The sequence below is a fragment of the Roseomonas nitratireducens genome, assembly GCF_017813355.1.
Lineage (GTDB): Bacteria > Pseudomonadota > Alphaproteobacteria > Acetobacterales > Acetobacteraceae > Neoroseomonas > Neoroseomonas nitratireducens.
On sequence record NZ_JAGIYZ010000002.1, the window covers coordinates 41,087 to 67,061 of the forward strand.

Here is a 25,975-nt window from a genome sequence, read left to right on the forward strand (position 1 = left end):
CTCGCTTGACCTGGGCGAGGCCGCTTGCCAGTTTCGGTGCGAAGACGTAACGGGATCGTGGCCCTGTTCCGGGGCCCGTTGTCTCGCACCGGAAGTCGCCCATGCCCGCCCCGCGCCCGCCGCGCATCTTCATCGACGGCTACAACCTGGCGCTCGAACAGGGCACGGGGGTTGCCACCTACGCGCGCAACCTTTCCTTCGGGCTGCGCGACATCGGCGCGGAGGTCGGCGTCCTCTACGGCACCAAGACCTCGACCATCAGCGCGAGTCCGCTGATCCGCGAGATCGGCTTCTTCGACCCGCGGGTCGGGCGCCCGTCGCGCGTCGCGGAGGCGGTGGATTTCACCCGGCGCGCCTTCAGCACCCCGTTCGGGGAGATCGCGACCCAGGTGCCGATCACCGGGCGCGTGGTGCGCGACGCCTTCCGATCCCGCCTGCCGCATTTCGATCATGTGTGGAACGTGCAGAACCTGTTCGAGGCGCAGCGCGTCCATTTCAAGCTCTACCGCCGTCCGATGAACGTGTTCTTCCGGCAGCCGCCGCAGGTGATGCACTGGACCTACCCGCTCGCGATCCGCGCGCGCCGGTCGCGCAACATCTACACCATGCACGACCTGGTGCCGCTGCGCCTGCCCTACACCACGCTCGACAACAAGCGGCTCTACTACCGGCTGGTCATGCAGCTCGGCCGCAAGGCCGACCACATCATCACCGTCAGCGAGGCGTCCCGCCGCGACATCGTCTCCCTTCTCGGCGTGCCGGAGGAGCGGGTGACCAACACCTACCAGGCGGTCGAGATCCCCCGGCGCTACGCGGAAAAGCCCGTCAGCGACGTGATGACCGAGATCGAGGGGACCTTCGGCCTCGCCCACAAGCGCTACTTCCTGTTCTTCGGCGCGATCGAGCCGAAGAAGAATGTCGGTCGGCTGATCGAGGCCTATCTCGCCTCCGGCGTGCAGGACCCGCTCGTCATCCTCGGCAAGAAGGCCTGGAAGTCCGAGGAGGAACTGCGCCTGCTCGCCGACAACGAGCATGTCCGCTACCTGCTGTCGCGCGACGGGCGGATCGAGACGCGCTACCGCGTCCAGCACATCGACTACGCGCCCTTTCCGCTGCTGGTGAGCCTGATCCGCGGCGCGAAGGCCGTTCTGTTCCCCTCGCTGTACGAGGGCTTCGGCCTTCCGGCGCTGGAGGCGATGCTGCTCGGCACGCCGGTGATGACCTCCGACACCTCCTCCATGCCCGAGGTCGTGGGGGATGCCGCGATCAAGGTCGATCCCTACGACACGCGGGCGATGGTCGAGGCGATCCGCGCCCTGGACGCGGATCCGGATCTCCGCGGGCGGCTCGCCGAGGCGGGGCCGGGGCAGGCGGCCCTGTTCTCCCCGGAACGCTACCGGGCGCGGCTGCGCGATGCCTATGCGCGCCTCGGCGTCCGGTTCGAGGCGTGAGGACGGAAGCATGACCGGCACGACCGAAAGCGACCTCGCCCGCGCCGACCAGTATCGCGACCAGCGCCTGTGGGATGCGGCCATCACGGCCTATCGCGCGCATCTCGCGGCACGGCCGCAGGACTGGCGTGCGCGCATCCAGCTCGGCCACTGCCTCAAGGAGGCCGGGGACCCCTCGGCCGCCCTGGTGGCCTATCGGGACGCCGCGGCGGTCGCGCCGCACAGCTCCGACGTCCATCTGCAGATCGGCCATGCGCTGAAGCTGGCGGGCGAGGGCGCGCAGGCCTGGCGCGCCTACATGCGCGCGCTGGAGCTCGAGCCCGACAACCAGGAGGCGGCGCGGGAGGCAGGCGCCCTCGCGCGCCACGCGGCGCCGGTCGCGGCCTCGGCACGCGCGCCGGGGCAGCCGTTGCAGGTCGTCTTCGACAGTTCCGACCTCGTCGCCTACGTGAGTGCGGACCGCACGCCGACCGGCATCCAGCGCGTGCAACTCAGCGTCACCGCCCGCGCGCTGCTGGACCCGATCGAGGGCGTCGCGCCCGCCGTCGTCGCCTTCGACGAAGCCAGCGGCGCCTGGCGCGAGATCGGGCGCGACCTGTTCCTGCGGCTGTGGCGGCTGTCCCGCACCGGGGGCGAGGCGACCGCGCCGGCCTGGCGCGCGGTGGTCGAGGAGGTGCGCGACGCGCTGCGCGAAGGGCCGGACTTCACCTTCGCGCCCGGTGCGAGCCTCGTGAACCTCGGCACCTCCTGGTGGATCAAGGACTACTTCCTGCGCGTGCGGCACCTGGTTCGCCATGTCGGCGTGCGCTACGTGCCGCTGATCTATGACTGCATCCCGCTGGTCACGCCCGAGCATTGCCAGCGCGCGCTGGTCCAGGAATTCGCGCAGTGGTTCTCCGGCATGGTCGCGCTGGCCGACCATGCCTTCGCCATCTCCGAATGGTCGGCATCGGATGCGCGGCGCATCGCGGCGGAAATCGCGCCGGAGCGGCCGCTGCCGATCACCGTCGTGCCGCTGGATGCCGACCTGCGGCAGGACATCGGCGCGGCGGCGGCCGCGGACTGGCCCGCGCGCCCGGACCTGCCGGACCCTGGCGAGCCCTTCATCCTCTGCGTCGGCACGATCGAAAGCCGCAAGAACCACCTGATGCTGTTCCAGGCCTGGCTTGCGCTGATCCGCCGGCACGGGGCGGCGCGGGTGCCGCGGCTGGTGTGCGTGGGCAAGGCCGGCTGGCTGGCGGAGGCGGCGACGACGCTGCTCGCCAATTCGCCCGACCTGCAGGAACGCGTCTCGATCGCGCATGGCGTGCCCGACGTGGCGCTCGCCGCGCTCTACGCCAAGGCGATGTTCACCGTCACCAACAGCTTCTACGAGGGCTGGGGTCTGCCGGTGACGGAAAGCCTCTCCTTCGGCCGCATCCCGCTTGTCGCGCGCAACACCTCCCTGACCGAGGCGGGCGGAGAGGCGGCGGTCTATTTCGAGCCGCAGAACGTGCCGGACCTCGTCTCGGCGCTGGAAGGCCTGATCTTCGACGCGTCGGCGCGCGAGGCCCGCGAAAGGCTGATCGCCGAAACGGTCCGTCTGCGCAGCTGGGGCGACATCGCCGACCAGGTGATGCGGGACGTCGCGGCTCGGGCGAGGGCAGGGGCCGCGCAGACGATGCCTTTCCCGGTCCAGCCCGGCCGGACCTACCCGCTCGGCCTTGCCGGGGGTGGCAAGGCCAGCCGTGCGAAGGCCATGGCGGACCAGCTGCGGGACGGGCTGGCCTGGCATCCGCTCGAGCCCTGGGGGTGCTGGACGCGTCCCGGCGTCGCGCGGCTGCGCCTGCCGCTGCCCGCGGGCAGCGAGGGTCCGCTGCGCCTGTATATCGGCTGCGTCGCGCCTGGCCCCGACGCGACCGTGCGGCTCCGCGCCCATGCGGAGGGGGAGGCGCCGCCGCGCTTCGCAACCCTTGCCGCCAGCGGGGCGAAGCCCGCCGCCTGCGTCCTGGAACTGGACGGCGCGGGCGCCGACATCCTTGTCGAGATCGACAGCGGAGAGGGCATCTTCCTTCCCGATCGTCCGCTCGAAACCGTCGTGGCGGCCGAGGGCGACGAGCCGCCGGAGGACCCGCCGCCGCCGCCCGGCCGCATGGTCGGCCTCGGTGTCACCGGCGTCATGGTCTGCCGGCCGGACGACGCTGCCGCGCGGCTCGATTTCCTCGAAAGCCAGGCTTTCCGCATCCTCCGCCCGGAATGACGGCGGCGGGCGCCTTGCGCACAAGCCCGGGCGGGGCCAGTAAGGCTCAAGGGGGCCAACCCCCCGGGAGCAGGGAGCGGGATCGATGAGCGGGATGATGATGGGCCGGCGCGGCCTCATGCTGGCTTCGGCTGCCGGGCTTTCGGCGCCGCGTGTGGCGGGTGCCCAGGCGCCGGCCGTCAAGCTCGGCATCCTCCAGCCGGTCACTGGCGCGTTGTCGCAGGATGGCGAATACGGGCGCCTCGGCGCCGAACTCGCGATCAACGAGATCAACGCCTCGGGCGGCCTTCGCGCGCTCGGCGGCGCGCGGATCGAGATGGTGTTCGGCGATGCGCGCTCGAACCCGGAAGGCGGCGTGGCCGAGGTCGAGAAGATGCAGGCCGAGGGCGTCGTCGCCGTGGTGGGCGGCTTCGCGAGCCCGATCTGCCTCGCGGCCTCCCAGGCGGCCTCGCGCTACGACCTGCCCTACATCGTCGATGTCGGCGTGTCGGACCAGATCGTCAGCCGCGGCCTGACCAACACCTTCCGCTTCGGCCCGGGCTTCGGCGTGGTGACGCAGACCGCGCTCGACAACCTAGTCGCGCTGAACGACGCCGCCGGCAAGCCGGCGCGCACCGTGGTGATCGTGCATGAGGACGGGCTGTTCGGATCCGGCATGGCCCGCCTCCTGAACGCGGAGCTGCCCAAGCGCGGGTTCGAGGTGATGGAGACCATCGCCCACCCGACGCCGGCGCGGGACATGAACAACGTCGCGCTGCGCATCCGCGCGCTGCGGCCGGACCTCGTGATCCCGTCCTCCTACTACGCCGAGTTCGTGCTGCTCTCGCGGACCATGCAGCAGCAGCGCATCCGACCCAAGGGCATCTACTGCGTGCTGAACGGCGCGGCGTCCAACTTCCGCTTCGTCCGGGAATTCCCCGACGCGGCGAACCTGGTCATGGACTGCAACCACTGGGCCGATCCGCGCAAACCCAAGACGGCCGAGCTGCGCCGCGCGGTCGAGGCGCAGAACCGCTTCTGGCTGTACAACACGCCGCTCAATTACTCGGCGGTCATGCTGGTGGCCGATGCGCTGGAACGGGCCGGGCGTGCCGACCGCGCCGCGGTTCTCCAGGCGCTGGCCGCGACCGATGGCCGCTTCGAGCGCCACATCATGCCCTATGGCGCGACACGCTTCGTGAACGGCCAGAACCAGGCCGGCCAGCCGGTGAACACGCAGGTGCAGGGCGGCGACATCAAGGTGATCTTCCCGCGCGACTTCGCCGACGCGCAGCCGGTCTTCCCCGTCACCGGCTGATCCGTGGGCTTCCCGCCTGAGATCATCCTGGAGGCCGTGCTGAACGGCCTCCTGACCGGGGCCGTCTACGGGCTGGTCGCGCTCGGCCTCACGCTCGTCTACGGCGTGCTGCACATCATCAACTTCGCCCATGGCGCGCTGCTGACGGCGGCGATGTACGCCGCCTATGTCGCGCGCACCGCCTTCGGCATCGATCCCTATGTCGCCGCGCTGCCGCTCGCGGCACTGTTCTTCGCGCTGGGCTACGGCGTGCAGCGGCTGGTGATCGGGCCGGCGAGCCAGGGGAAGGACGAGAACATCCTGCTGGTGACGCTCGGCCTGTCGATCATCATCGAGAACCTGATGCTCGCGATCTTCCGGTCCGACACGCGCAGCATCGACGTGCCCTATGCGATGGAGGTGGTGGAGTTCGGCCCCGCCCTGCTGTCCTGGCCGCGGCTGATCGGCTTCGGCGCGACGATCCTGGTCGGCATCGCGCTGTTCGTGCTGATGACGCGCACGGCGACGGGCAAGGCCATCCGGGCGGTCGCCAAGGAGCGGACCGGCGCCGCGCTGGTCGGTATCGACGTGGCGCATATCTACGCCGTCACCTTCGGCATCGGCACCGCGTGCCTGGCCATCGCCGCCGCACTGCTGCTGCCCTCCTTCTACGTCTCCCCGCGGGTCGGCAACGCCTTCGTGCTGGTCGCCTTCACCATCGTCGTGCTGGGCGGCATGGGCAGCGTGGTGGGGGCGCTGGTCGGCGGGCTCGTGATCGGCGTCGTGGAGAGCCTCTCGGGCCTCTATCTCGGCGACAGCCTCGGGCAGATCGGCATCTTCCTGATCTTCATCCTCGTGCTGCTGGTCCGGCCGACGGGACTGTTCGGGGCGCGGGCATGACGCCGCGAGACCTGCTGCCCATCCTGGCCTTCGCCGCCGTCGTGGCGCTGGCGCCGCTGCTCGTCACCAGCAACGTGGTGCTGAACTTCCTCGTCTTCACCATGATCATTGCCCTGGCCGCGCAGGGGTGGAACCTGCTTGGCGGCTATGGCGGGCAGTATTCCTTCGGGCATGCCGCCTTCTTCGGCACCGGCGCCTATCTGACCGCGATCCTGCAGGTCCGCTACGGCATGAACGCCTATCCCGCCTTCGCGGCAGGGATCGGGGTCGCGGCGCTGGTCGGGCTCGCGATCGGCTTCCTCGCCTTCCGCTCGGGGCTGCGCGGATCCTACTTCGCCCTGGTCACGCTCGCCTTCGCCGAGGTGTTCCGCGTGCTGGCCAATGCGTCCGAGGTGACGGGCGGCGCGGCGGGCATCCTGATCCGCCTGCGGGCCGACCCGGCCAATTTCCAGTTCGCGGAACGCGGAACCTTCCTCTGGGTCGCGCTCGCGCTCGTCACCCTGGCGCTGGTGGCGACGCTGATGCTGGAGCGTTCGCGCCTCGGCGCGCAGTTGGTCGCGGTGCGGGAGAACGAGGCGGCGGCCCAGGCGCTCGGCGTCGACGTGCTGGCGGTGAAACTGCGCGCCATCGCGTTGTCCGCCGGCATGACCGGGGCGGCGGGCGGGCTCTACGCGCAGTACTTCCTCTATCTCGACGCGAACATCGCCTACGGCACCTGGATCTCGGTGGAGGCGCTGCTCGCCCCGATCGTGGGCGGCGCGGGCACCGTCTTCGGTCCCGTGCTCGGCGCGGTGATCCTGCACGGCCTGGCGGAGGCGACGAAGTCCATCGCCGGCAGCATCCCGGGGATCGATCTCGTCGTGTTCGGCATCGTGCTGATCCTCGTCGTCCGCTACCCGCCGCGCGACCTGCCGGGGCTGCTGCGGCGCCGGAGGCGGCCATGACCGGCACCGGTCCCGATCCCGCCTTCCTTGCCGTGCGGGGCGTGACCAAGCGCTTCGGCGGGCTGGTCGCGGTGAACGACGCGACGCTCGACGTGGCGGAGGGATCGATCACCGGGCTGATCGGCCCCAACGGCGCGGGCAAGACGACGCTCTTCGCCGTGGTCGCGGGCTTCGAGAAGCCGACCGCCGGATTGGTTCTGCTGGAAGGGGAGGACATCACCGGGCGGCGCCCGCACGAGCTCGCCCGCATGGGCCTCGCGCGCACCTTCCAGATCGTGCAGCCCTTCGCCGGGCTGACGGTACGGGAGAACATCGCCGTCGGCGCCTTCCTGCGGGAGCCGAAACGCAGCGCCGCGCTGGCCGTGGCGGAGGAGGTCGCGCTTCGCGTCGGCCTCGCCGACCAGCTCGACAAGCCGGCCGCCGCGCTGACGGTCGCCGGCCGCAAGCGGCTCGAGGTCGCGCGTGCGCTCGCGACGCGCCCGAAGCTCCTGCTGCTGGATGAGGTCCTGGCCGGCCTCAATCCTTCCGAGGTGCGCGACATCGTCCCGGTCGTGCGCGCGATCCGCGACACGGGCGTGACGGTGCTGATGATCGAGCATGTGATGCAGGCGGTGATGAACCTCTGCGATCGCGTGCATGTCCTGGCGCAGGGGCGGATCATCGCCTCCGGCACGCCGGCGGAGGTGGTGGCGGCGCCTGAGGTCGTGGAAGCCTATCTCGGCCATGGCGCGGCGGCGCGGCTGAAGGGCGGCGCCCATGCTTGAGATCCGGGGCCTCGAGGCCGGCTATGGGTTGACGACGGTGCTGCGCGGCGTCGATCTCTCGGTCCCCGCCGGCCGGATCGTCGCGGTGCTCGGGGCCAACGGCGCCGGCAAGACGACGCTGAACATGGCGATCAGCGGGCTGGTCAGGCCCGGCGCGGGCAGCATCACCTTCGATGGCCGGCGCATCGACGGGCTGCCGCCGCCCGCGATCGCCGAGGCCGGCCTGGTGCATGTGCCGGAGGGCCGCAAGATCTTCCCCAACCTGACGGTGCGGGAGAATCTCGACCTCGGCGCCTATCGCCGCGCGCGCGGCAACCGGGCGCGCAACATGGAGCGCGTCTTCGCGACCTTCCCGCGCCTGAAGGAACGCGCGCGGCAATTCGCCGGCACGCTTTCGGGCGGCGAACAGCAGATGCTCGCGATCGGGCGGGGGCTGATGGCGGAGCCGCGGCTGCTGATCCTCGATGAGCCCTCGCTCGGCCTCTCGCCGCTGCTGGTCGAGGAGATGTTCGCCCTGATCCGCCGCCTGCACGGGGAAGGGCTCGCCATCATGCTGGTCGAACAGAACGTCGCGCAGAGCCTCGAGGTCGCGGACGAGGCGCATGTGCTCGAGAACGGCGTCTTCGTCCTCGGCGGCGCGGCGGCGGATGTCCGTGCCGATCCCCATCTCCAGCGCGCCTATCTCGGATTGTAGCCATGCCGATCGACCCCGTGACGCTGGCCGTGCTGAAGGGCCGGCTGGAGCAGATCGCCGACGAGATGGACGCGACGCTCTATCGCAGCGCCTTCAACCCGATCATCGCCGAGGCGCGCGACGCCTGCCACGGCCTCTATCACGCCGAGACCGGCGATACGCTCGTCCAGGGCACCAAGGGGCTGCCGATCTTCGTCGGCGCCATGGCCTTCGCCGTGCGGGCTGTGATCGCGAAGGTCAGCGCGGAAGGCGGCCTAGTGCCGGGCGACACCTTCCTGTTCAACGATCCCTACGACGGCGGCACGCATCTGAACGACTTCCGGCTGGTGCGGCCGGTGTTCCGCGATGGCCGGGTCTTCTGCTGGCTGGCGAGCGTCGGGCATTGGCTCGACATCGGCGGGAACGTGCCCGGCAACTACAATCCGCGCGCGACGGAAAGCCACCAGGAAGGCGTGCGCTTTCCACCGGTGAAGCTGGTCCGCGCCGGAGTCATGCAGCAGGATATCCTCGATATCCTCGCCGCGAACTCGCGCGTGCCGCAATCCAACTGGGGCGACCTGAACGGGCAGCTGAACGCGCTCGACCTCGGGGAACGGCGGCTTGGCGACCTGCTGGCGGAATGCGGCGACGCGGCACTTGCCGAGGCCTTCGGCCTGCTCATGGATCGCGCCGAGGCGCTGATGGGGGCCGAGATCGCCGCCCTGCCGGACGGCACCTACAGCTTCGAGGACTTCCTCGACAATGACGGCGTGGTCGATGCGCCGCTGCGCATCGCGCTCGACATGCGCATCGATGGCGGGCGGCTCGTGCTGGATTTCTCGCGCTCCTCCCCGCCCTGCGCGGGCCCGATCAACATCTCGGTCGCGACCACCGTCGCCGCCTGCTACGTCGCGCTGAAGCATGCCTTCCCCGATGTGCCCGCCAATGCCGGCGTGCTGCGGCCGGTCGAGGTCATCGCGCCGCCCTCGACGCTGCTGGGAGCGACGGCGCCGCGGCCGGTCGCGGGCTACACCGAGACGATCCTGCGGCTGATCGGCGTGATCTTCGGGGCGCTCGGCCAGGCGCGGCCGGATCGTGCGACCGCGGCGCCCTTCGGGACGATCAACGCGTTGTCGCTGTCCGGCCAGCGGGCGGATGGGACGCGCTGGGTGATGTTCTCCTTCTTCGGCGGCGGGCTCGGGGGCAATCCGGAGAGCGACGGTCTGCACCACGCGAACAACCCGATCTCGACGGCGACCGTCCCGCCGGTCGAGATCCTGGAAGCCGCCAACCCCGTGATGTTCACGCAATGGGCGCTGCGGCCGGACAGCGGCGGGCCCGGGCTGCATCGCGGTGGCGTCGGCGCGGTCTACGAGATCGAGGCGCTTGCCCCTGGCCGGACCGAGATCGCGCTGCTCGGCGAACGGGGCCGCTTCGCGCCCTTCGGCGTGACGGGCGGCGGCACCGGCGCGACCAACGCCTTCTGGTGGGAGGCGGCCGAGGGCCGCGCGACGCCGCCGATGGCGAGCAAGGTCGTCGGCGTCGCGATCGGGCAGGGGCAGCGCCTGCGTCTTGAAAGCCCGGGCGGCGGTGGCTGGGGCGACCCGCTGCAACGGCCGGTCGAGGCCGTCGCACGCGACATCCGCCTTGGTCATGTCGGCGTCGATTCTGCCATTCGCGACTATGGCGTCGCCGTCGCGCCGGATGGGAGCGTGTCCCGGTGAGCGGGCCGATCGTTGGCGTGGATGTCGGTGGCACTTTCACCGACCTGTTCCTGTACGACCCTTCGGCTGGCGGCTTTCGCACCGCGAAGGTGTCCTCGAACCGTGGCGACGAAGCGTCCGGCTTCCTTGCCGGCCTGCGCGCGCTCGGCGGCGCGGCGGGCATGGAGGCGATCGTCCACGGCACTACCGTCGGCACGAATGCGCTGCTGGAACGCAAGGGCGCGCGGCTCGGCGTCATCACCACCGCGGGTTTCCGCGACGTGCTGGAGATGCGCCGCCGGGACCGCCGCCACACCTGGGGCCTCTGGGGCGACTTCACGCCGGTTGCCGACCGGGACCTGCGGCTGGAGGTGCCGGAGCGCACGCTCGCCGACGGGACGATCCGCACGCAGGTCGACCTCGATGCGGTGCGGGACGCCGCGCGGCGCCTCCTCGCCGCGGGTGCGGAAGCCTGCGCCATCGTCTTCATCAACGCCTATGCGAATGCGGCGAACGAGCACGCGGCGGCGGCGGCCGTGCGCGCGGTCTGGCCCAACGCGCATGTCTCCGTCTCCTCCGAGATCCTGCCCGAAATCCGCGAGTTCGAACGCGCTTCCACCGCCGCGCTGAACGCCTATCTCCAGCCCGTCGTCGCGGGGTATCTCGGGCGGCTGGAGGGCGCGCTCGCGCAGGAGCGCTTCGCCGGACGCTTCCACATCGTGCAGTCGAATGGCGGCATCATGTCGACCGCCACGGCGCGACGCATGCCGGTGCGCACGGCGCTGTCCGGGCCCGCGGCGGGCGTCATCGCCGCGGCCGCGATCGCCCATGCGGCGGGCTTCGAGAACGCCATCACCTGCGACCTCGGCGGCACCTCCTTCGACGTCTCGGTCGTCGCGGGCGGGCGGATGGAACTGGCGGCGCAGGCGACGATCGACTTCGGCCTCGTCATCCGCTCGCCGATGATCGAGATCACCACCATCGGCGCCGGCGGCGGCTCGATCGCGCATGTCGACCGCGGCGGGCTGCTCCAGGTCGGGCCGGAGAGCGCGGGCAGCCGGCCGGGGCCGGTCTGCTACGGGCAGGGCAACGACCGGCCGACGCTGACCGACGCGAACCTGGTGCTCGGGCGCATCAATCCGGCGCGCCCCATCGGCGGGGCTCTCACGCGCCTGGATGTCGAGGCCGCGCGCGAGGCGATCGCGCGCCATATCGGCGATCCGCTCGGCCTCGATGCCTTCGCCGCCGCGGAAGCGATCCTGCGCGTCGCGAATGCGAAGATGGCCGGCGCGATCCGGCTGGTCTCGATCGAGCGCGGGCACGATCCCGGCCGCTTCGCCGCGCTGCCCTTCGGCGGCGGCGGAGCGCTGCATGTCGGCGCGCTGATCCGGGAGGTCGGGCTCAAGGCCGCGCTGGTGCCGCGCTATCCGGGCGTGACCTCGGCACTTGGCTGCATCATCGCCGATGTGCGCCACGACCAGGTGCGGACGCTGAACCTGTCGCTCGACACGCTCGACGCCGCGGCGCTCGATGCGCGCATGGTGGCGGAAGCGGACGCCGCGCGCGCCGTGGTCGGCGAAGCCGGCCTGCCGCTCGAGCGGATCGACACCGTCTTCGAACTCGACATGCACTACGCGGGGCAGACGCACACCGTCGCGGTCCCGCTGCCGGTCAGCCTCGGCGAAGGCACCACAGGCGTGACGGCGCCGATCGTGCGCGCGGCCTTCGAGGATGCCTATGGCCGCGCCTTCAGCCGCCTGCTGCCGGGTCTCCCGGTGCGCATCGTCACGCTGCGCACGGCGGCGATCGGCCGGCGTCCGCATTTCGACCTGGCCATGCTCGCGCCGGGGGCGGACGCCTCCATGGCGACGGCGGCGCGGGGCAGCCGCCCGGTCCGCTTCGACGGCGCATGGCACGAGGCGCCGGTCTTCGCGCGGCTCGACCTGCCCGTCGGCGCAGTGGTCACCGGGCCGGCGGTTCTGGAGCAGCCGGACGCGACCATCGTCGTCGATCCCGGCCTCGTCGCGCGGGTCGACCGCTTCGGCAACCTGATCATCGAAAGGGCCTGACATGGCGGGCGTGCCCATTCCCATCGCCGAGACGGCGCTGCTGCTCTGCGACCTGCAGAACGACTTCATCCATCCGCGCGGCGCCTATGGGCGCGCCGGGCAGTCCGCGCCGGCCATCGCCGCGCTGCCTGCGCGGCTTGCGCCGCTGGTCGCCGCGCTGCGCGCCAGGGGCGGCTGGATCGCCTCGACGCATTTCACGCTGGTGCCCGGCCGCGGCGGGGAGCCCTTCATCTCCGAGCATCTGCGGCGGATGCGCCCTTTCCTCGGCAAGGGTGACTTCGCGCCGGGCTCCTGGGGCCAGGCGCTGGTGGACGAACTCGCGCCGTCGGACCTGCCGGTCGAGAAGCTCGGCTACGATGCCTTCTGGAACAGCAGGCTCGAATGGGTGCTGCGCCGGGCGGGCGTGCGGAAGTTGCTTGTCGCCGGCATCGTGACGAATGGCGGCGTGGCGTCGACCGTGCGCGGCGCGCATGTGCGGGAATTCGAGGTGACGCTGCTCGAGGATGGCTGCGCCGCCTTCTCGGAGGAAATCCACCACGCCGCCGTCGAGGGCCTGCGCCCGGTCGCGGAGGTCACGACCGTCGCGGAAGCGCTCGCCGCGCTCGGCTGACCCCTGGACAAGCCGCGCGCGCTCGGCATCTATCCGGCGCGACTCTCCGGGGGTTCAGGACATGGACAAGTTCGGCATCGGCCAGCCCGTGCGACGGAAGGAGGATGTGCGCCTCCTCACCGGCCGCGGCACCTATACGGACGACATCGACCGTGCCGGCCAGGCCCATGCGGCGATCCTGCGGTCTCCGCACGCGCATGCCCGCATCGTCTCGATCGATGTGCGGGAAGCGATGGCCGCGCCCGGCGTGCTCGCTGTGCTGACCGGCGCCGATGCGGATGCCGACGGGCTCGGCCTGCTGCCCGTGCAGGTCGATGTGCCGGGCAAGGAGAAGCCGCTCTTCTGCCCGCCGCGGCGCATCCTGCAGACCGACTGCGTGCGCTTCGTCGGCGACCCCGTCGCGCTCGTCGTCGCCGAGACGCGGGAGCAGGCGATGGATGCCTGCGAGTTGATCGCCATCGACTACGACATCCTGCCGAGCGTCACGGAAACGGCGAAGGCGCTCGACCCCGACGCGCCCGTGATCTGGGAGCAGAACGGCAGCAACCTCTGCGTCCATTGGGACAGCGGGCGGGCGGAGATGGCCGATGCCGCCTTCGCCGGCGCGCATCGCGTCGTCGCGGTCGACCTGGTGCAGAACCGGCTCGTCGGTAATCCGATGGAACCGCGCGTCGCGCTCGGCGAATGGGATGGCGAACGCTGGACGCTGACCTCCCCGACCCAGGGCGTGATCCGGGTGCGGGAAGGCCTGGCCAAGATCGTCTTCAAGGTGCCGCTCGAGAAGGTGCGCGTCGTCTCGCCCGATGTCGGCGGCGGCTTCGGCCTGCGCGGCAAGCTCTTCCCGGAAACGGCGATGGTGCTCTGGGCGGCGAAGCGGCTGGGGCGCCCCGTGAAGTGGCGCGCCGGGCGGACCGAGACCTTCCTGTCCGACCCCCATGGCCGCGACCATGTGACGCATGCCGAGATGGCCTTCGACGCGAAGGCCAAGGCGCTCGGCGTGCGCATCCGCACGACGGCGGCGATGGGGGCCTATCTGCTCGATTTCGGGCCGCGCATCCCGACGCTCGCCGGCGGGCGCATCAACGGCACCGTCTATGACATCCAGGCGCTGAACGTGCAGGTGAAGTGCGTCTTCACCAACACCGTCTCCACCGACGCCTATCGCGGCGCCGGGCGGCCGGAGACGGCCTATGTGCTGGAACGCCTGCTCGACCAGGGCGCGGCCGCCTTCGGCATCGGGCGCGACGAGATCCGGCGGCGCAACTATGTCCGCCCCGACCAGATCCCCTACGCGAACGCCGCCGGCAACGTCATCGATTCCGGCCGCTTCGAGGAGACGCAGGAGATGGCGCTGCAACTCGCCGACTGGGCGGGTTTCGAGGCGCGGCGGGCGGAAGCGGCGAAGCGCGGCAGGAAGCGTGGCATCGGCCTCGGCTACTTCATCGAGGCCTCCGGCGGCCAGCCCTTCGAATGGGCGCGCGTCGCGCTCACGCCCGAAGGCCGCGCGAAGCTGACCGTCGGCACTTTCAGCCACGGCCAGGGCCACGAGACCGCCTATGCCCAGGTGCTGAGCGAGAAGCTCGGCATCCCCTACGACAGTATCGACCTGGTGCAGGGCGACAGCGACGTGGTGCAGAAGGGCGCGGGCACGGGGGGGTCGCGGTCGTCGCAGATGGGCGGCGTCGCCATCACCCGGACCGCGGCGCTGGTGCTCGCCAAGGCGAAGCGCATCGCCGCGCATCTTCTCGAAGCCGGCGTGGCGGACATCGAGTTCGCGGACGGGCGCTTCAGCGTCGCGGGGACCGACCTTGCGGTCGGATGGCCCGCCGTGATCGCCGCGGCGCATGATCCCGCGCGCCTGCCACCCGGGGAGGCGCCGGGCCTCGACGAGAACCTGACCTATACCCGCGACACGGAATGCAACTTCCCCAATGGCTGCCATGTGGCGGAGGTGGAGGTCGACCCCGACACGGGGGAGGTCGCGCTCGTCAACTACGCTGCGGTCGACGATGTGGGCGTGGTGATCAACCCGATGCTCGTCCACGGCCAGTGCCATGGCGGCATAATGTCCGGCATCGGCCAGGCCATGCTGGAACATGCGCGCTACGATGCGGAGAGCGGCCAGTTCCTGACCGCCACCTTCCAGGACTACTGCATGCCGCGCGCGGGCGATGCGCCGTCCTTCCGGCTCGGCCTCAACATCGTGCCCTGCCCGTCGAACGACCTCGGCGTGAAGGGCGCGGGGGAGGGCGGGGCCTGCGGCGCGCCGCCGGCGATCGTCTCGGCTGTGTGCGACGCCCTGGGCGTCGCGCATGTCGACATGCCGCTGACGCCCGAAAGTGTCTGGCGCGCGCTGGCGGGCTGACCCGGTCGCATGGGTTGGACGGAGCGTGTTCGAAGGGGGCCAGAATGTCGGTCGAATACGCGCCTGACGGCCTGCTCGGCGTCCTGACGCCGCAGGCGAACACCACCGTCGAGCCTGAATTCGCCATCCTGCTGCCGCCGCGCGTGACGATGTTGGCCGCACGGCTGACGAGCCCCAAGCCGACCATCGCCGCGCGTCTCGTGGATTATGTGGAAGGGCTGGACGCCGCCGTCGCGCAATTCGCCAATGCGCCGCTCGGCGCCATCGCCTTCGCCTGCACCGGCGCCTCCTACCTGGTGGGGCGGGATGCGGAGGATGCGGCGGTGGCGCGGCTGGAAGCGCGGAGCGGCATTCCCTTCGTGACCGCGGCGCGGGCCGTGTGCGACGCCTTCACCGCGCTCGGCGCGTCTCGGATCGGGCTCGTTTCGCCATACCCGGCGGATCTCACCGAGGCCTCCGTGGCCTACTGGTCCTCGCGAGGCCTCACGGTCGGGCGCGTCGTCGCGGCGGCGCCGCCCGGCGATTCCTTCCACCCGATCTACGCCATGTCCGCCGGCAGCGCGGCGGAGGCGCTGGCCGGGATGCGCGGCGCGGGGGTGGATGCCGTCGTCATGCTCGGCACCGGCATGCCGACGCTGAAGCCGATCCTCGACTGCCCGGCGGTCGATGGCGCGCCGGTCATCTCCTGCATGACGGCGCTGGCGTGGCGCAGCCTGGTCGCGCTGCGCGGCACGGCTCCGGATGGCGCGGGCCTACGCCGCTGGATCGCCGGCGAGGGCTGGCGCGCGCGCTACGCGCAACGCATGGGCGGCTAGGGCGACCTCGCCGGCGTCACGCCGATCATGGAATCGCGCGTGACGAGGGCGGCGAGCCGGTCCTCGCTCCAGCCCTCGGTCCCGGCGGGCCGGGCCGGGATGACCATGTAGCGAAGCTCGGCATTGCTGTCGTGGACGCGCAGCTCGACATCCTCGGGCAGATGCGTGCCGAATTCGGCGAGGATGCCGCGCGGGTCGCGCACCGCACGGGCGCGATAGGCTCGCGACTTGTACCAGGCCGGCGGCCGGCCGAGCACGCTGCGCGGATAGCAGGAACAGAGCGTGCAGACGACGAGGTTGTGCAGCCGGTCGGTGTTGAACAGCGCGGTCAGCACCGTCTCCCCGCCCGACAAGCCGAGTTCGCCGACGGCCTTCCCGGCATCGGTCGCGAGCCGCGCGGCGAAGCCCGGGTCCGCCCAGGCGCGGGCGACGACACGCGCGCCGTTGTGCGGGCCGCGGCTGTCCATGCGCTCGATCTCGGCGCGGATCTCCTCGGCCGTCACGATGCCCTTGGCGAGCAGAAGGTTGCGCACGGCGAGCCCGCGCAGGCGGAGCGGCGGAAGTTCCTCCAGCGCCGCGTCGTCATCCTCCTGGTAGGGATGATCGTCATGATCGTGGTCATGGTCATGATCGTGGTCGTGATCATGGTGATGCTGCCCCGCGGGCGCCCCTTCCACCCGGTGCAGGCCGGCCGCGCGCAGGCGCGCCTCCTCCGCCTCCATCTCCGCCAGCGGGATCACGCCCTTGGCGTCGAGCAGGGAGGAGAAGGCGAGGATCCAGCGCTGGTAGTAGGGCATGGACCAGTACTGCGGCGCGTCGAGCCCTTCCTGCACGCGCCGGCTCTCGTCCGTCGTGAAGAAGTGGCGCTTCCGGTCGGCCAGCAGCATGCGGATCGCGTCGGCCTCCTTCTCCCAATGCGCGGGCTCGTGCTCCTCCCGCGCGATGGGGCCGGAGAAGCGGCCGCCGGCGTCATGCGGCGGATGGTCGGGCGGGGCGATCTCGGTCATGCGGCGCATCCTGCCAGGGGCGTCGCGGACGGCAAGCGGCATCTCGACAGCCCGTTCGGGCGCCCGCATCCTGGCGCGCCGTCACCGGGAGACGCCACATCATGCCAGCCATTGCCCGCCGTTCCGTGCTCGCCCTCTCCGCCGCGCCGCTGGCTGCGCCGGCGTTCGGGCAGGGCGCCTGGCCGCAGCGCGACCTTCGCCTGATCTGCCCCTTTCCGCCGGGCGGGACGACGGACGTCGTGGCGCGGCTGGTCGCCACCGCGATGCGCGAACCGCTCGGCCGCGCCGTCGTGGTCGAGAACCAGCCGGGCGCGGGCAGCACCCTCGCCGCCGGCCGTTTCGCCAGGGAAGCGGATGACCATGCATTGTTCCTCAGCCAGATCGCCTCGCACGCCATCGGCCCCGCGCTCTATCGCAACCTGCCCTACGATCCGGAGACCGATTTCCGCGCCGTGACGCTGCTCGTCACCGTGCCGAACGTGCTGGTGGCCAATCCGCGCAAGGTGCCTTCCGGCGACATCCGCGACTTCCTGCGGGCGGCGCGGCGCCAGCCCGGAGAGCGCAACTTCGCCTCGGCCGGCAACGGGACATCAACCCACCTGACGGGCGAGCTGATCGGCCAGCTCGCTGGTGCACGGCTGACGCATGTTCCCTATCGCGGCGCGGGCCCGGCCATGACGGCGGTGGTGGGCGGGGAGGTCGACACGCTCATCGACAACCTGCCCACGGCCCTGCCGCAGATCCGCGCCGGGACAGTGCGCGCGCTGGCCGTCACCGCCCGCACGCGCGTGCCGGACCTGCCCGACGTGCCGGCGCTGTCGGAACTCGGCGCCGAATTCGGGCTCGAGGGCTTCGAGGCCGAGGCCTGGTTCGGGCTGCACGCGCATCGCAGCGCGTCGGACGCGGTCGTCGAGCGGATGTCCGCCGCCGTGCTCGCTGCGCTCGCCGATGCCGGCGTGCGCCAGCAGTTGGCAAGCCGGGGGACGACGCCGCGCGGCGGGCCGCCCGCGGACTATGCGCGGCTGGTCGCTTCCGAGCGCGCGCGCTGGCTGCGCGTGGTCCGCGACGGCAACGTGCAGGCCGACTGAGCCGGGTTTGACCACGGCGGGCCGCCGCCCGATGCTGGCGGCCCGGAGGAGACACCGACATGACAAGCTACCCCTTCACCGCCGCGGATCTCGAGGCGCTGCGCCAGTGGGACACGCCCACCATCTGCAACGCGCTCGAGGTTGTCGCCCCGCATCGCCGCGGCTACGGCTTCACCGTACGCCCGATGACCGCGGTGTTCCCGAAGCTGCCGCCGATCTGCGGCCTCGCGCGCACCGGCACGCAGCGTGCCGCCTTCCCCTCGGGCCGCAGCAAGCAGGCCGACAAGGAGATGCGCATCGCCTGGTATTCCTACGTGGCCGATGCCGCGCTGCCGACCATCGTGTGCCTGCAGGACCTCGACGACACGCCCGGTGTCGGCGCCTTCTGGGGCGAGGTGAATTCCGCCGTCCACAAGGGCCTCGGCGCGCAGGGCGTGGTCACCAACGGCTCGGTGCGCGACCTCGACATGTTCGCACCGGGCTTCCAGGGCATCGCCGGCGTGGTGAACCCCTCTCACGCGCATGTTCATATCGTCGCGGTGAACGTGGAGGTCACCATTCACGGCATGCAGGTAAAGCACGACGATGTCGTGCATGCCGACCTGCACGGCGCGGTCGTGATTCCGCATGACGTGGTGACCAAGATCCCCGCGGCGATCGACCTGCTCACGCGCAAGGAGAAGGTCATCCTCGACATGGCGCGCGCGCCCGGCTTCAACATCGAGCGCCTGAAGGAAGCCCTCTCGCAGTCCGAGGATATCCACTGACCGCGCGCGCGCCGCTCTGCCACGTGCTGCCCGGATGGGTCGACCATTACGGGCACATGAACCTCGCCTACTACCTGGTGGCCTTCGACCTTGCGACGGACGCGTTGTGGCCGTCGCTCGGGCTCGGCAAGGGCTTCCAGGACAGGGGCCTCGGCACCTTCGCGGCCGAGTCCTGGCAGGCCTACACGCGGGAGGTGACGCAGGGCGCGCCGCTGGCCTTCGAGAGCGAGGTGCTCGCCTTCGATGCCAAGCGGCTGCTCTGCCGCCACACCATGTTCCATGCAACGGAAGGCTGGCAGGCGGCGGAGAACGAGGTTCTCTACCTCTGCGTCGACCTCACCGCGCGGCGCGTCGGCGCCTGGCCCGATGACGTGCTGGCGCGTTTCGCCGAACGCGCCACCGGGGCCGCGGCGAAGCGGCTCGCGCTCAGGCGCTAGGCAGGCGGCAGCACGCCCGCCGCGCGGTAGCCCTCGACCTGGCGCGCGAACATCGCCCAGCTGTCGACGAAGCCCGTGAAGCCCGTGGCGCGCGCTGCCGTCATCGACGACAGCACGTCGTAGTCCATGCCCAGGAAGAAGTCGGCGAAGGGCCAGTTCGCCACCTCGGCCAGCGGCAGCCGCAGCCCGTGGCGTGCGCGGATCGCCTCCCACACCGGCTCCTTGTCCGCCATCCAATGGGGCATGGACATTGGGCGCGGCCGGCCGCAGGGCAGGCCGAAGCGGTCGGCCAGGAAGGGCCACAGGTCGCACCAGCGGAAGGCATCGCCATTGGTGATGTTGAAGGCGCGGTTCGCCGCGCGCGGGTCCCGCACCATCCACAGCACGCCGTCCGCGAGCAGCGTCGCCTCCGTCACCTCGTGCAGCGCCGTCCAGGCGCCGGGGCGGCCCGGGAAGTCGAAGGGCACGCCGAGTTCCCGGCAGATCGCCGCATAGGCGCCGAGCGTCGAGACCATGTTCCGCGCCCGCCCCGGCGCGACATCGAGCACGAAGTTCGGCCGGCTCGCGCTCCAGGACCAGGCGCGCCCCGCCTGGCGCGCGACCACCAGGTCCTGCTGGTCGTAGTAGAAATTGGGCGGCATGTGGCGCGGATCGTCCTCCCGCGCCGGTGTGCGGAAGGGCCCGATATGCAGCCCGTACCACTTGCCGCCATGGATCAGGTGGATATGCGCGAAGCGCGGCAGCGATGCCTCGGCGGCATCGAGCAGGTTGCGCAGCATGCGGGTGTTGGCGGGCACGTCCTCGACGCCGCTTTCGCCATGCGGCGCGCGGGATGCGTAGACGATGCGCGTGATCTCCGGATGCGCCGCGAGTGCGCGCTGCAAGTCATCCGCATCGAACAGGTCGGCTTCGATCCAGGCGCCGGCGCCTGGGGGGCGGTGGCGTGAGAGGCCGATCACCGCGAGGTCGGGCATGGCCCGCGCGCGTTCCATCACGCGCGTCGCGGCCGCGCCGCTGGCGCCGACGACGAGAAGCGTTTCCATGGCCTTCAGCCCTCCCTGGCCACGCGCGCGAAGATGCGCGCCGGCGCGCCGTCCGCCCCAGCCAGCGACAGGGCGCCGAACACGAATTCCGCCCGCTGGCCCGCGAGCGGGCGCGGTCCGCGCAGATGCTCGCAGATCAGCACGCCGTCCCGCAGCAGCACCTGGTGCACGGGCCAGTCGAAGCCCTGGAGCGGGCGGCGATGCACGGGAAGGTCGGGCGTCGCGAAGTCGAAGGCGACGAGCTTCACCCGCTGCGCGACGATCCAGGCGGCGGCCTCGATGCTGAGGCAGGGGTGATGGTCGTAGGCATCGGTGCCCGCGACATCCGACCAGCCGGTGTCGAAGGCGAGGATGTCGCCCGGCCGCAGCCTTGGGCGCGCGGCTTCCAGGTGGTGCGGCTCGATCAGGGAATCGGGCGGCAGGTCCAGGCGCCAGACGACGCCCGTGCCGCTGAGGCGTTCAGGCGGGATCGCCTCGAAGGTCGGGCCGTCGTTGAAGAAATGGAAGGGCGCGTCGAGATGCGTGCCGGTGTGCACCACCATGCCGAACTCGGTCACGTTGAGCGGGTCCGCAGGCAGGCACATCAGCCGACGGATCGTCGGCGGCGGGAACATCGGCACGCGCGGCATGGCCGCGGAAACCGGGTGCGAAAGGTCGATCCAGGGACCCGCGGGGACGACCGGCGATGGCGGCGGCAGGTCGATCCAGCCGCGCCATCCCGTTCCGCGCGGCGGTGCCGTGTCGCACATGGGGCGTTCCTCCGTTGCGAGGATGCTCGCAGCGTGGCGGTCGCGCCGTCAACCGGGGCGCCTTGCGCCATGCGGTCGGCGCGGCCACGCTGCCCGGCAAGCAAGGAATGGAGGAACGCCATGACCACCCGCGCGCTTGCGGAGTTCGTCGCCGCGCTGAAACCGGAGACGCTGCCACCCGTGGTGATGGCGCAGGCGGCGCGCGTCGTGCTCGACGCGGTGGGCTGCGCCGTCGCGGCCTGGACGGAGGATGCGGAAAAGTCGCGTGTGGCGCGGGAGATCGCCGCGCTCTATCCGGCGAGCCCCGGCGCGTGCGTGATCGGCGCGCCGGGCGTGTCCGCGCAGCCGGCCTTCGCGGCGCTCGCCAACGGCATCCTCGTGAATGCGGCGGACAATGACGACACGCACAAGCGCGCGCTGCTGCATGTGGGATCGGTCGTGGTGCCCGCCGCCTTGGCGCTGGCGCAGACGCGTGGCCTGACGGGCCGCGCCATGCTCGCCGCGCTCGTCGCGGGCTATGAGGTCGCGGTGCGCGTCGGCATGGCGGTGATGCCGACGCATTACCGCTTCTGGCATTCCACCGCGACGAACGGCACCTTCGGCGGCGCGGCGACGGCGGCGCATGCGATGGGCCTCGATGCCGATGGCGTGCAGCGCGCGCTGGGCCTGGCCGGGACGCAGGCGGCCGGGCTCAACACCTTCTTCGAATCCGGCGACATGACCAAGAGCCTGCATCCCGGCAAAGCGGCGCTGAACGGCGTGCTCTCGGCGCAGCTCGCAGCGCTGGGCATGACCTCGCCGCCCGGCATCCTCGAACACCCCAAGGGCTATCTCGCGGCCTTCTCGCTCGACCCAAAGGAGGCGGCGCTGACCGACGGGCTCGGCACGACGTGGGAGATCCTGCAGAACGGCTTCAAGTTCTTCCCCTCGATCCTCGCGAGCCATTCGCCCATCCAGGCGACGCTCGCGATCGTCGCGAAGCACCGTCCGGACCCGGCGCGCATCGCGCGCATCGTGAACGAGACCTACGAGACGGTGCGCACGCATTTCTCGAACAAGGAGGTCGCCTCGGTCATGGCGGCGCGCGTCTCGGTGCCCTACTGCATCGCCGCCGCCGCCGTGGATGGGCGGCTGACCCAGGCGCAGTTCGCGCCGGCCCGCATCGCCGACCCGCTGATGCGTCGGGTGCTGGAGCGCACCGAGGTGGTCGCCGATCCGGAGCTGAACCGCCTTTATCCCGCGAATTTCCCGGCACGCGTCACCATCACGATGGAGGACGGGCAGTCCTTCCAGGAGACGGTGATGCTGCCCAAGGGCGATCCCGGCGCGCCGCTCTCGGATGCGGAGCTGGAGGACAAGTTCCGCGGCAATGTGGAACCGGTCGTCGGCGCCGAGCGGGCGACGCGCCTGCGCGACGCGATCCTGCGCTTGGCGGAAGGCGGGACGGTCGCGGACGTCTCGGCGCTGGTCTAGCCGAGCCGGTCGCGGATGCGGGCGATGCCGGCCTCGGCGCATTGGTCGTCGAGGTTGCCGCCCGGCGCGCCGCCGACGCCGATCGCGCCGACCACCTCGTCACCCACCCGGATCGGCAGGCCGCCGCCGACGACGAGGAAGCCCTCGATGTCCGGCAGCCGTGCCGCGCCGGGGTTGGTCCGCACCGTCTCCAGGATCTGGCTGGTGCCGGCGCGCATGCTTGCCGAGGTATAGGCCTTGGCGCGTGCCGAGGCGACGGTGTGCGGCCCGGCGCCATCGGCGCGCAGCAGGGCGCGCAGGATGCCGGAGCGGTCGACCACGGCGGCGGTGACGCGATGGCCGCGCCCGGCGCAGGCCTCGACCGCTGCGGCGACGGCCTCATGCGCGAGCGCGGCGCTGAGCGTGCGTTCGGTCACCAGCCCCTGCGCCAGGGCAGGCGGCGCGGCGAGGGCAAGGCTGGCAAGCAGGAGAAGGCGGCGCATGGCGGGATCTTTCGGCAAAGCGTGCCCGCCTGTGTCGCATGGCGCGTGGCCGCCGGGGAAGGGGGCTCAGGCGCGATGGCGGATGACGCCGCCGACGACGGTCGCGCGCACCTGTGCCTGCCGGATCGCGGCCGGATCGCCGCCGAGGATGTCCGTGTCCAGCACCGCGAGGTCAGCGAGCTTGCCGATCTCGAGGCTGCCTTTCTCCTGCTCCTCCCGCTGCGCCCAGGCACCCAGGGTTGTGTAGGCGGCCAGCGCCTCGCGCGGCGTCACCGCCTCATGCGCGTCGAGCTCCGCGCCGCTGGCGGTCCGTCGCGTCACCATCGCGCCGAGCGCGGTGAAGGGGTTGACCCGGCAGACGGCGAAATCCGAATGGCCGGGCGCGGGGATGCCGGCATCGATCAGGCTGCGATGCGGCCACATGTGGCGCATGGCGGCCTGGCCGCGATTGGCGACATAGGCTTCCCCGAGCTCGTCCATGAAGCCGGTGGCGGAGGAATCGACGAAGCCGCCGCGCTTGAGCCGCGCGAGGATGGGCGGCGTGACGTAGCAGCAATGCTCGACCCGCATGCGGTGGTCCGAGACGGGATGGGCGGCGAGCGCCGCTTCCATCACGTCCAGCGCGAAGTCGATGCCGCGGTCCCCCACGCCTTCGATCATCACCTGCAGGCCGGCCTTGTGGGCCGCCGTCGCGCGCGCCGTCAGGTCGTCCTTCTCGTACAGCAGCATGCCCGTGTTCGGCACGGGTTCCCCGGGCACCGGGGTGCCGATGTAGGGGTCCCAGTAGGCCGCGGTGCGGCCGGAGGTGGAGCAGTCCGGGCACCATTCCACGCCGATCAGCCGGAGCCATTCGTCGCCGAAGCCGGAGCGGATGCCCGCGCCGATCAGGTGCGGGATCAGCGGTTCGTCACGGCCGCTCGCGATGATGCCCATGCGCATCCGCCAGCGCCCGTCGCGCCGCATCGCCTGGTAGGCGCGGATGGCCTTGGAGGGCGTGAGGGAATTGGCGACCGAGGTGATGCCCCAGCGCAGGCATTCGTCCTGCACCTGCTCCATGCCTTCGGCGATATCGGACTCGCTGTCGGCGCCGTGGACGGCATTGAGGAAGATATGCGCCGCGGTCTCCCGCACCAGGCCGGTGAAGGCGCCGGTCGCGGGGTCGCGGTCGAAGGCGCCGAAGGGCGGGTCGGCGGCGTCGGCGGGCACGCCGCAGGCGGCGAAGGCGGCGCGGTTGGCGAGGCCGAGATGCCCGTCCGTGCGCAGGATGAAGACCGGATGCCCCGCGCTCGCCGCGTCCAGGTCGTCCAGCGTCGGATAGCCGCCGGAGGCGCGCTCGTTCAGCCGGTAGAAGGCGCCCCAGCGGCCGGGCGGCAGGGCCTCGCACACCCGGCGGATGGTGCCGAGCAGCTCCTCGCGCGTCCTCACCCGGTCGGGGGAGACGAGCGTCCAGCTGCGCAGCCGGACCGCATAGGCGTCCGGATGCGCGTGGCTGTCGACGATGCCGGGGATGACCCGGTGGCCCTCGGCGTCCAGCACGGTGGTGCCGGGGCCGACGTGGTCGCGCATGGCGGCGCTGCTGCCGATGGCGACGATGCGCCCGCCATGGGCGGCGAGCGCCTCGGCCTCGCTCCCCGTCGTATCCATCGTGGCGACGCGGCCGTTGAGCAGGACGAAATCGGCGTTCATGCGGCCACCCGGTCGATATGGTCGCGCAGCCGGTACCAGCCGCCGACGATGGGAAGGAACCAGTTCGGATTGCCGTTGTAGAGCGGCGGCGCGGGGAAGGTCAGCCCGTCCAGCGCGAAGGGTTCGTTCTCCGCGCCCGCGATCTTCAGCGCGGCGCGATGGCCGAGCCAGGTCGCCATCGCCACGCCCGATCCCTGGCAGCCCGCGGCGTAGTGGATGCCGTCCTGCACGCCGATATGCGGCAGGAAGTCGAAGGTGAAGGCGACGTTGCCGGTCCAGGCGTGGGTGATCTGCGCCTCCTTCAACTCGGGAAACACCGCCGTCATGAAGCCGTGCAGCACGGGCGCGGCGGTTTCGGGCGGGGTGGGCCCGAAGCTCGCCCGCCCGCCCCAGAGCACGCGGTTGCCGTAGGGGGATGGGCGGAAATAGTTCAGCACGCGCTTGGTGTCGCTGATCATGCGCCGGCCGGGGAACAGCCGGTCCATCGTCTCGGCCGGCAGTTCCTCGGTCGCGATGATGTAGGAGCCGACCGGGATCATGCGGCGCGCGAGCCAGGGCAGGGCGGCATTGCCGTGCGCGTCGCGGGAATAGCCGTTGGTCGCGACCAGCACTGCATCCGCGCGCATCTGGCCGCGGTCGGTGGTCAGGCGGAATCCCGCGCCATCATGCCTAATGCCGCCGACGCGCACGCCGTCGACCAGCCGGGCGCCTGCGCGTTCGGCGGCCTCCGCGAGGCCGCGCGCATACTTGCCGGGATGCAGGCTGCCCGACGCGTCGGCGAGCATGCCGCCGTGGTAGTGGTCGCTGCCCAGCGCCTCCCGCTGCCGCTCGCGCGGGAGCATGCGGGTCGGCAGGCCGGTGACCTCCGCGATGAAGTCGGCCTTCGCCGCCAGCGCGTCGTAGTGCTTGCGCGTCCAGGCCGGGACGAAGCGGCCGCAGCGGACATAGTCGCAGTCGATCGCCTCCCGCGCGATCGTCTCCTCGATGAACGGAAAGGATGCGGCGGCGGCGGCGGCGATGGCGCGGGCCTTGTCGGCCCCATGCGCCTTCTCGAGCGCGCCTGAGGCGACCTTCAGCCCGCCCGAGACCATGCCTCCGTTGCGGGAGGAGGCGCCCCAGCCGATCCGCTCGGCATCCAGCACGGCGACGTCATGGCCCAGGCGGCGAAGCGTCAGCGCGGCGGACAGGCCTGCATAGCCGCCGCCCACGATCGCGACGCCGGCATGGTCCGGCAGCGCGCTGTCGCGCTGGGGCGGCTCCGCCGCATCCCACCACCAGGGCGCCGTCTTGAAGCCGGAAGCGAATATCCCTGTCGCGAGGGTCATTGCCGGATCATCCTGCCCATGGTCAGATTTCGCCGGGAGAGTTCACGCCGGCGCATCGGCCATCGCAAGTGGGGATGCCACGGCGGGGCATGGCGACGTGCCCGTCAGG

General features: G+C 71.5%; 22 protein-coding genes. 16 read left to right on the top strand and 6 right to left on the bottom strand.

The window, feature by feature from the left end; translation table 11 throughout:
* The first annotated feature begins 101 nt into the window (after positions 1–101).
* From J5Y09_RS02590 to J5Y09_RS02645, 12 genes are all read left to right on the top strand, one after another.
* Positions 102–1,451 (top strand): glycosyltransferase family 4 protein, encoded by a 1,350-nt coding sequence (locus J5Y09_RS02590; RefSeq protein ID WP_209350192.1) that lies wholly within the window; start codon positions 102–104, stop codon positions 1,449–1,451.
* 10 nt (positions 1,452–1,461) lie between these two features.
* Positions 1,462–3,690: a glycosyltransferase family 4 protein gene (locus J5Y09_RS02595; protein WP_209350193.1), complete on the top strand. Its 2,229-nt coding sequence runs from the start codon at positions 1,462–1,464 to the stop codon at positions 3,688–3,690.
* Positions 3,691–3,775: 85 nt separating this feature from the next.
* Entirely contained in the window at positions 3,776–4,987 is a 1,212-nt protein-coding gene (locus tag J5Y09_RS02600) for an ABC transporter substrate-binding protein (protein WP_209350194.1), read from the top strand.
* 36 nt (positions 4,988–5,023) lie between these two features.
* Positions 5,024–5,866: a branched-chain amino acid ABC transporter permease gene (locus tag J5Y09_RS02605; protein ID WP_209350195.1), complete on the top strand. Its 843-nt coding sequence runs from the start codon at positions 5,024–5,026 to the stop codon at positions 5,864–5,866.
* Positions 5,863–6,810: a branched-chain amino acid ABC transporter permease gene (locus J5Y09_RS02610; protein ID WP_209350196.1), complete on the top strand. Its 948-nt coding sequence runs from the start codon at positions 5,863–5,865 to the stop codon at positions 6,808–6,810. Before J5Y09_RS02605 ends, J5Y09_RS02610 begins: the two co-directional genes overlap by 4 nt.
* The gene (locus tag J5Y09_RS02615) at positions 6,807–7,574 is read left to right on the top strand and encodes an ABC transporter ATP-binding protein (protein WP_209350197.1); all 768 of its coding nucleotides are present in this window, start codon (positions 6,807–6,809) and stop codon (positions 7,572–7,574) included. The genes J5Y09_RS02610 and J5Y09_RS02615 overlap by 4 nt, the downstream gene beginning before the upstream one ends.
* On the top strand, positions 7,567–8,268 hold the full coding sequence (locus tag J5Y09_RS02620; RefSeq protein ID WP_209350198.1) for an ABC transporter ATP-binding protein: 702 nt from the start codon (positions 7,567–7,569) through the stop codon (positions 8,266–8,268). Before J5Y09_RS02615 ends, J5Y09_RS02620 begins: the two co-directional genes overlap by 8 nt.
* A gap of 2 nt (positions 8,269–8,270) precedes the next feature.
* Complete coding sequence (locus J5Y09_RS02625) at positions 8,271–9,971, top strand: hydantoinase B/oxoprolinase family protein (protein WP_209350199.1); 1,701 nt, start codon at positions 8,271–8,273, stop codon at positions 9,969–9,971.
* Positions 9,968–12,019 (top strand): hydantoinase/oxoprolinase family protein, encoded by a 2,052-nt coding sequence (locus J5Y09_RS02630; protein WP_209350200.1) that lies wholly within the window; start codon positions 9,968–9,970, stop codon positions 12,017–12,019. Before J5Y09_RS02625 ends, J5Y09_RS02630 begins: the two co-directional genes overlap by 4 nt.
* 1 nt (position 12,020) lies before the next feature.
* Complete coding sequence (locus tag J5Y09_RS02635) at positions 12,021–12,629, top strand: cysteine hydrolase family protein (RefSeq protein WP_209350201.1); 609 nt, start codon at positions 12,021–12,023, stop codon at positions 12,627–12,629.
* Positions 12,630–12,690: 61 nt separating this feature from the next.
* Complete coding sequence (locus J5Y09_RS02640; RefSeq protein ID WP_209350202.1) at positions 12,691–14,994, top strand: xanthine dehydrogenase family protein molybdopterin-binding subunit; 2,304 nt, start codon at positions 12,691–12,693, stop codon at positions 14,992–14,994.
* A 44-nt stretch (positions 14,995–15,038) separates the two neighbouring features.
* Positions 15,039–15,809 (top strand): maleate cis-trans isomerase family protein, encoded by a 771-nt coding sequence (locus tag J5Y09_RS02645; protein WP_209350203.1) that lies wholly within the window; start codon positions 15,039–15,041, stop codon positions 15,807–15,809.
* On the opposite strand, the gene J5Y09_RS02650 is transcribed toward J5Y09_RS02645, so the two are convergent.
* Entirely contained in the window at positions 15,806–16,816 is a 1,011-nt protein-coding gene (locus tag J5Y09_RS02650) for a nitrile hydratase subunit alpha (RefSeq protein WP_209350204.1), read from the bottom strand. The genes J5Y09_RS02645 and J5Y09_RS02650 overlap by 4 nt on opposite strands.
* Positions 16,817–16,917: 101 nt before the next feature.
* On the opposite strand from J5Y09_RS02650, the gene J5Y09_RS02655 reads away from it, so the two are divergent.
* From J5Y09_RS02655 to J5Y09_RS02665, 3 genes are read left to right on the top strand one after another with little or no spacing between them, the layout of a single operon-like run.
* Positions 16,918–17,904: a Bug family tripartite tricarboxylate transporter substrate binding protein gene (locus J5Y09_RS02655; RefSeq protein WP_209350205.1), complete on the top strand. Its 987-nt coding sequence runs from the start codon at positions 16,918–16,920 to the stop codon at positions 17,902–17,904.
* 59 nt (positions 17,905–17,963) lie between these two features.
* On the top strand, positions 17,964–18,671 hold the full coding sequence (locus J5Y09_RS02660; protein WP_209350206.1) for an RraA family protein: 708 nt from the start codon (positions 17,964–17,966) through the stop codon (positions 18,669–18,671).
* 23 nt (positions 18,672–18,694) lie between these two features.
* Positions 18,695–19,108 (top strand): acyl-CoA thioesterase, encoded by a 414-nt coding sequence (locus tag J5Y09_RS02665; RefSeq protein ID WP_342451390.1) that lies wholly within the window; start codon positions 18,695–18,697, stop codon positions 19,106–19,108.
* Here the strand turns inward: J5Y09_RS02665 and J5Y09_RS02670 are convergent.
* Positions 19,105–20,151 carry an SDR family oxidoreductase gene (locus J5Y09_RS02670; protein ID WP_209350208.1) on the bottom strand — a complete coding sequence of 349 codons (1,047 nt, stop codon included), beginning with the start codon at positions 20,149–20,151 and terminating at the stop codon, positions 19,105–19,107. The genes J5Y09_RS02665 and J5Y09_RS02670 overlap by 4 nt on opposite strands.
* A 5-nt stretch (positions 20,152–20,156) precedes the next feature.
* Complete coding sequence (locus tag J5Y09_RS02675) at positions 20,157–20,900, bottom strand: cyclase family protein (RefSeq protein WP_209350209.1); 744 nt, start codon at positions 20,898–20,900, stop codon at positions 20,157–20,159.
* Between the two features lie 120 nt (positions 20,901–21,020).
* On the opposite strand from J5Y09_RS02675, the gene J5Y09_RS02680 reads away from it, so the two are divergent.
* Positions 21,021–22,373 carry an MmgE/PrpD family protein gene (locus J5Y09_RS02680; protein ID WP_209350210.1) on the top strand — a complete coding sequence of 451 codons (1,353 nt, stop codon included), beginning with the start codon at positions 21,021–21,023 and terminating at the stop codon, positions 22,371–22,373.
* On the opposite strand, the gene J5Y09_RS02685 is transcribed toward J5Y09_RS02680, so the two are convergent.
* The 3 genes from J5Y09_RS02685 to J5Y09_RS02695 form a co-directional block, all read right to left on the bottom strand.
* Positions 22,370–22,855, bottom strand: coding sequence for a GlcG/HbpS family heme-binding protein (locus J5Y09_RS02685; RefSeq protein ID WP_209350211.1), 486 nt, complete (start codon positions 22,853–22,855; stop codon positions 22,370–22,372). The two genes, J5Y09_RS02680 and J5Y09_RS02685, sit on opposite strands and share 4 nt — an antisense overlap.
* A gap of 66 nt (positions 22,856–22,921) precedes the next feature.
* Complete coding sequence (locus tag J5Y09_RS02690) at positions 22,922–24,541, bottom strand: amidohydrolase (RefSeq protein ID WP_209350212.1); 1,620 nt, start codon at positions 24,539–24,541, stop codon at positions 22,922–22,924.
* Entirely contained in the window at positions 24,538–25,866 is a 1,329-nt protein-coding gene (locus J5Y09_RS02695; RefSeq protein ID WP_209350213.1) for an NAD(P)/FAD-dependent oxidoreductase, read from the bottom strand. Before J5Y09_RS02695 ends, J5Y09_RS02690 begins: the two co-directional genes overlap by 4 nt.
* Positions 25,867–25,975 lie beyond the last annotated feature (109 nt).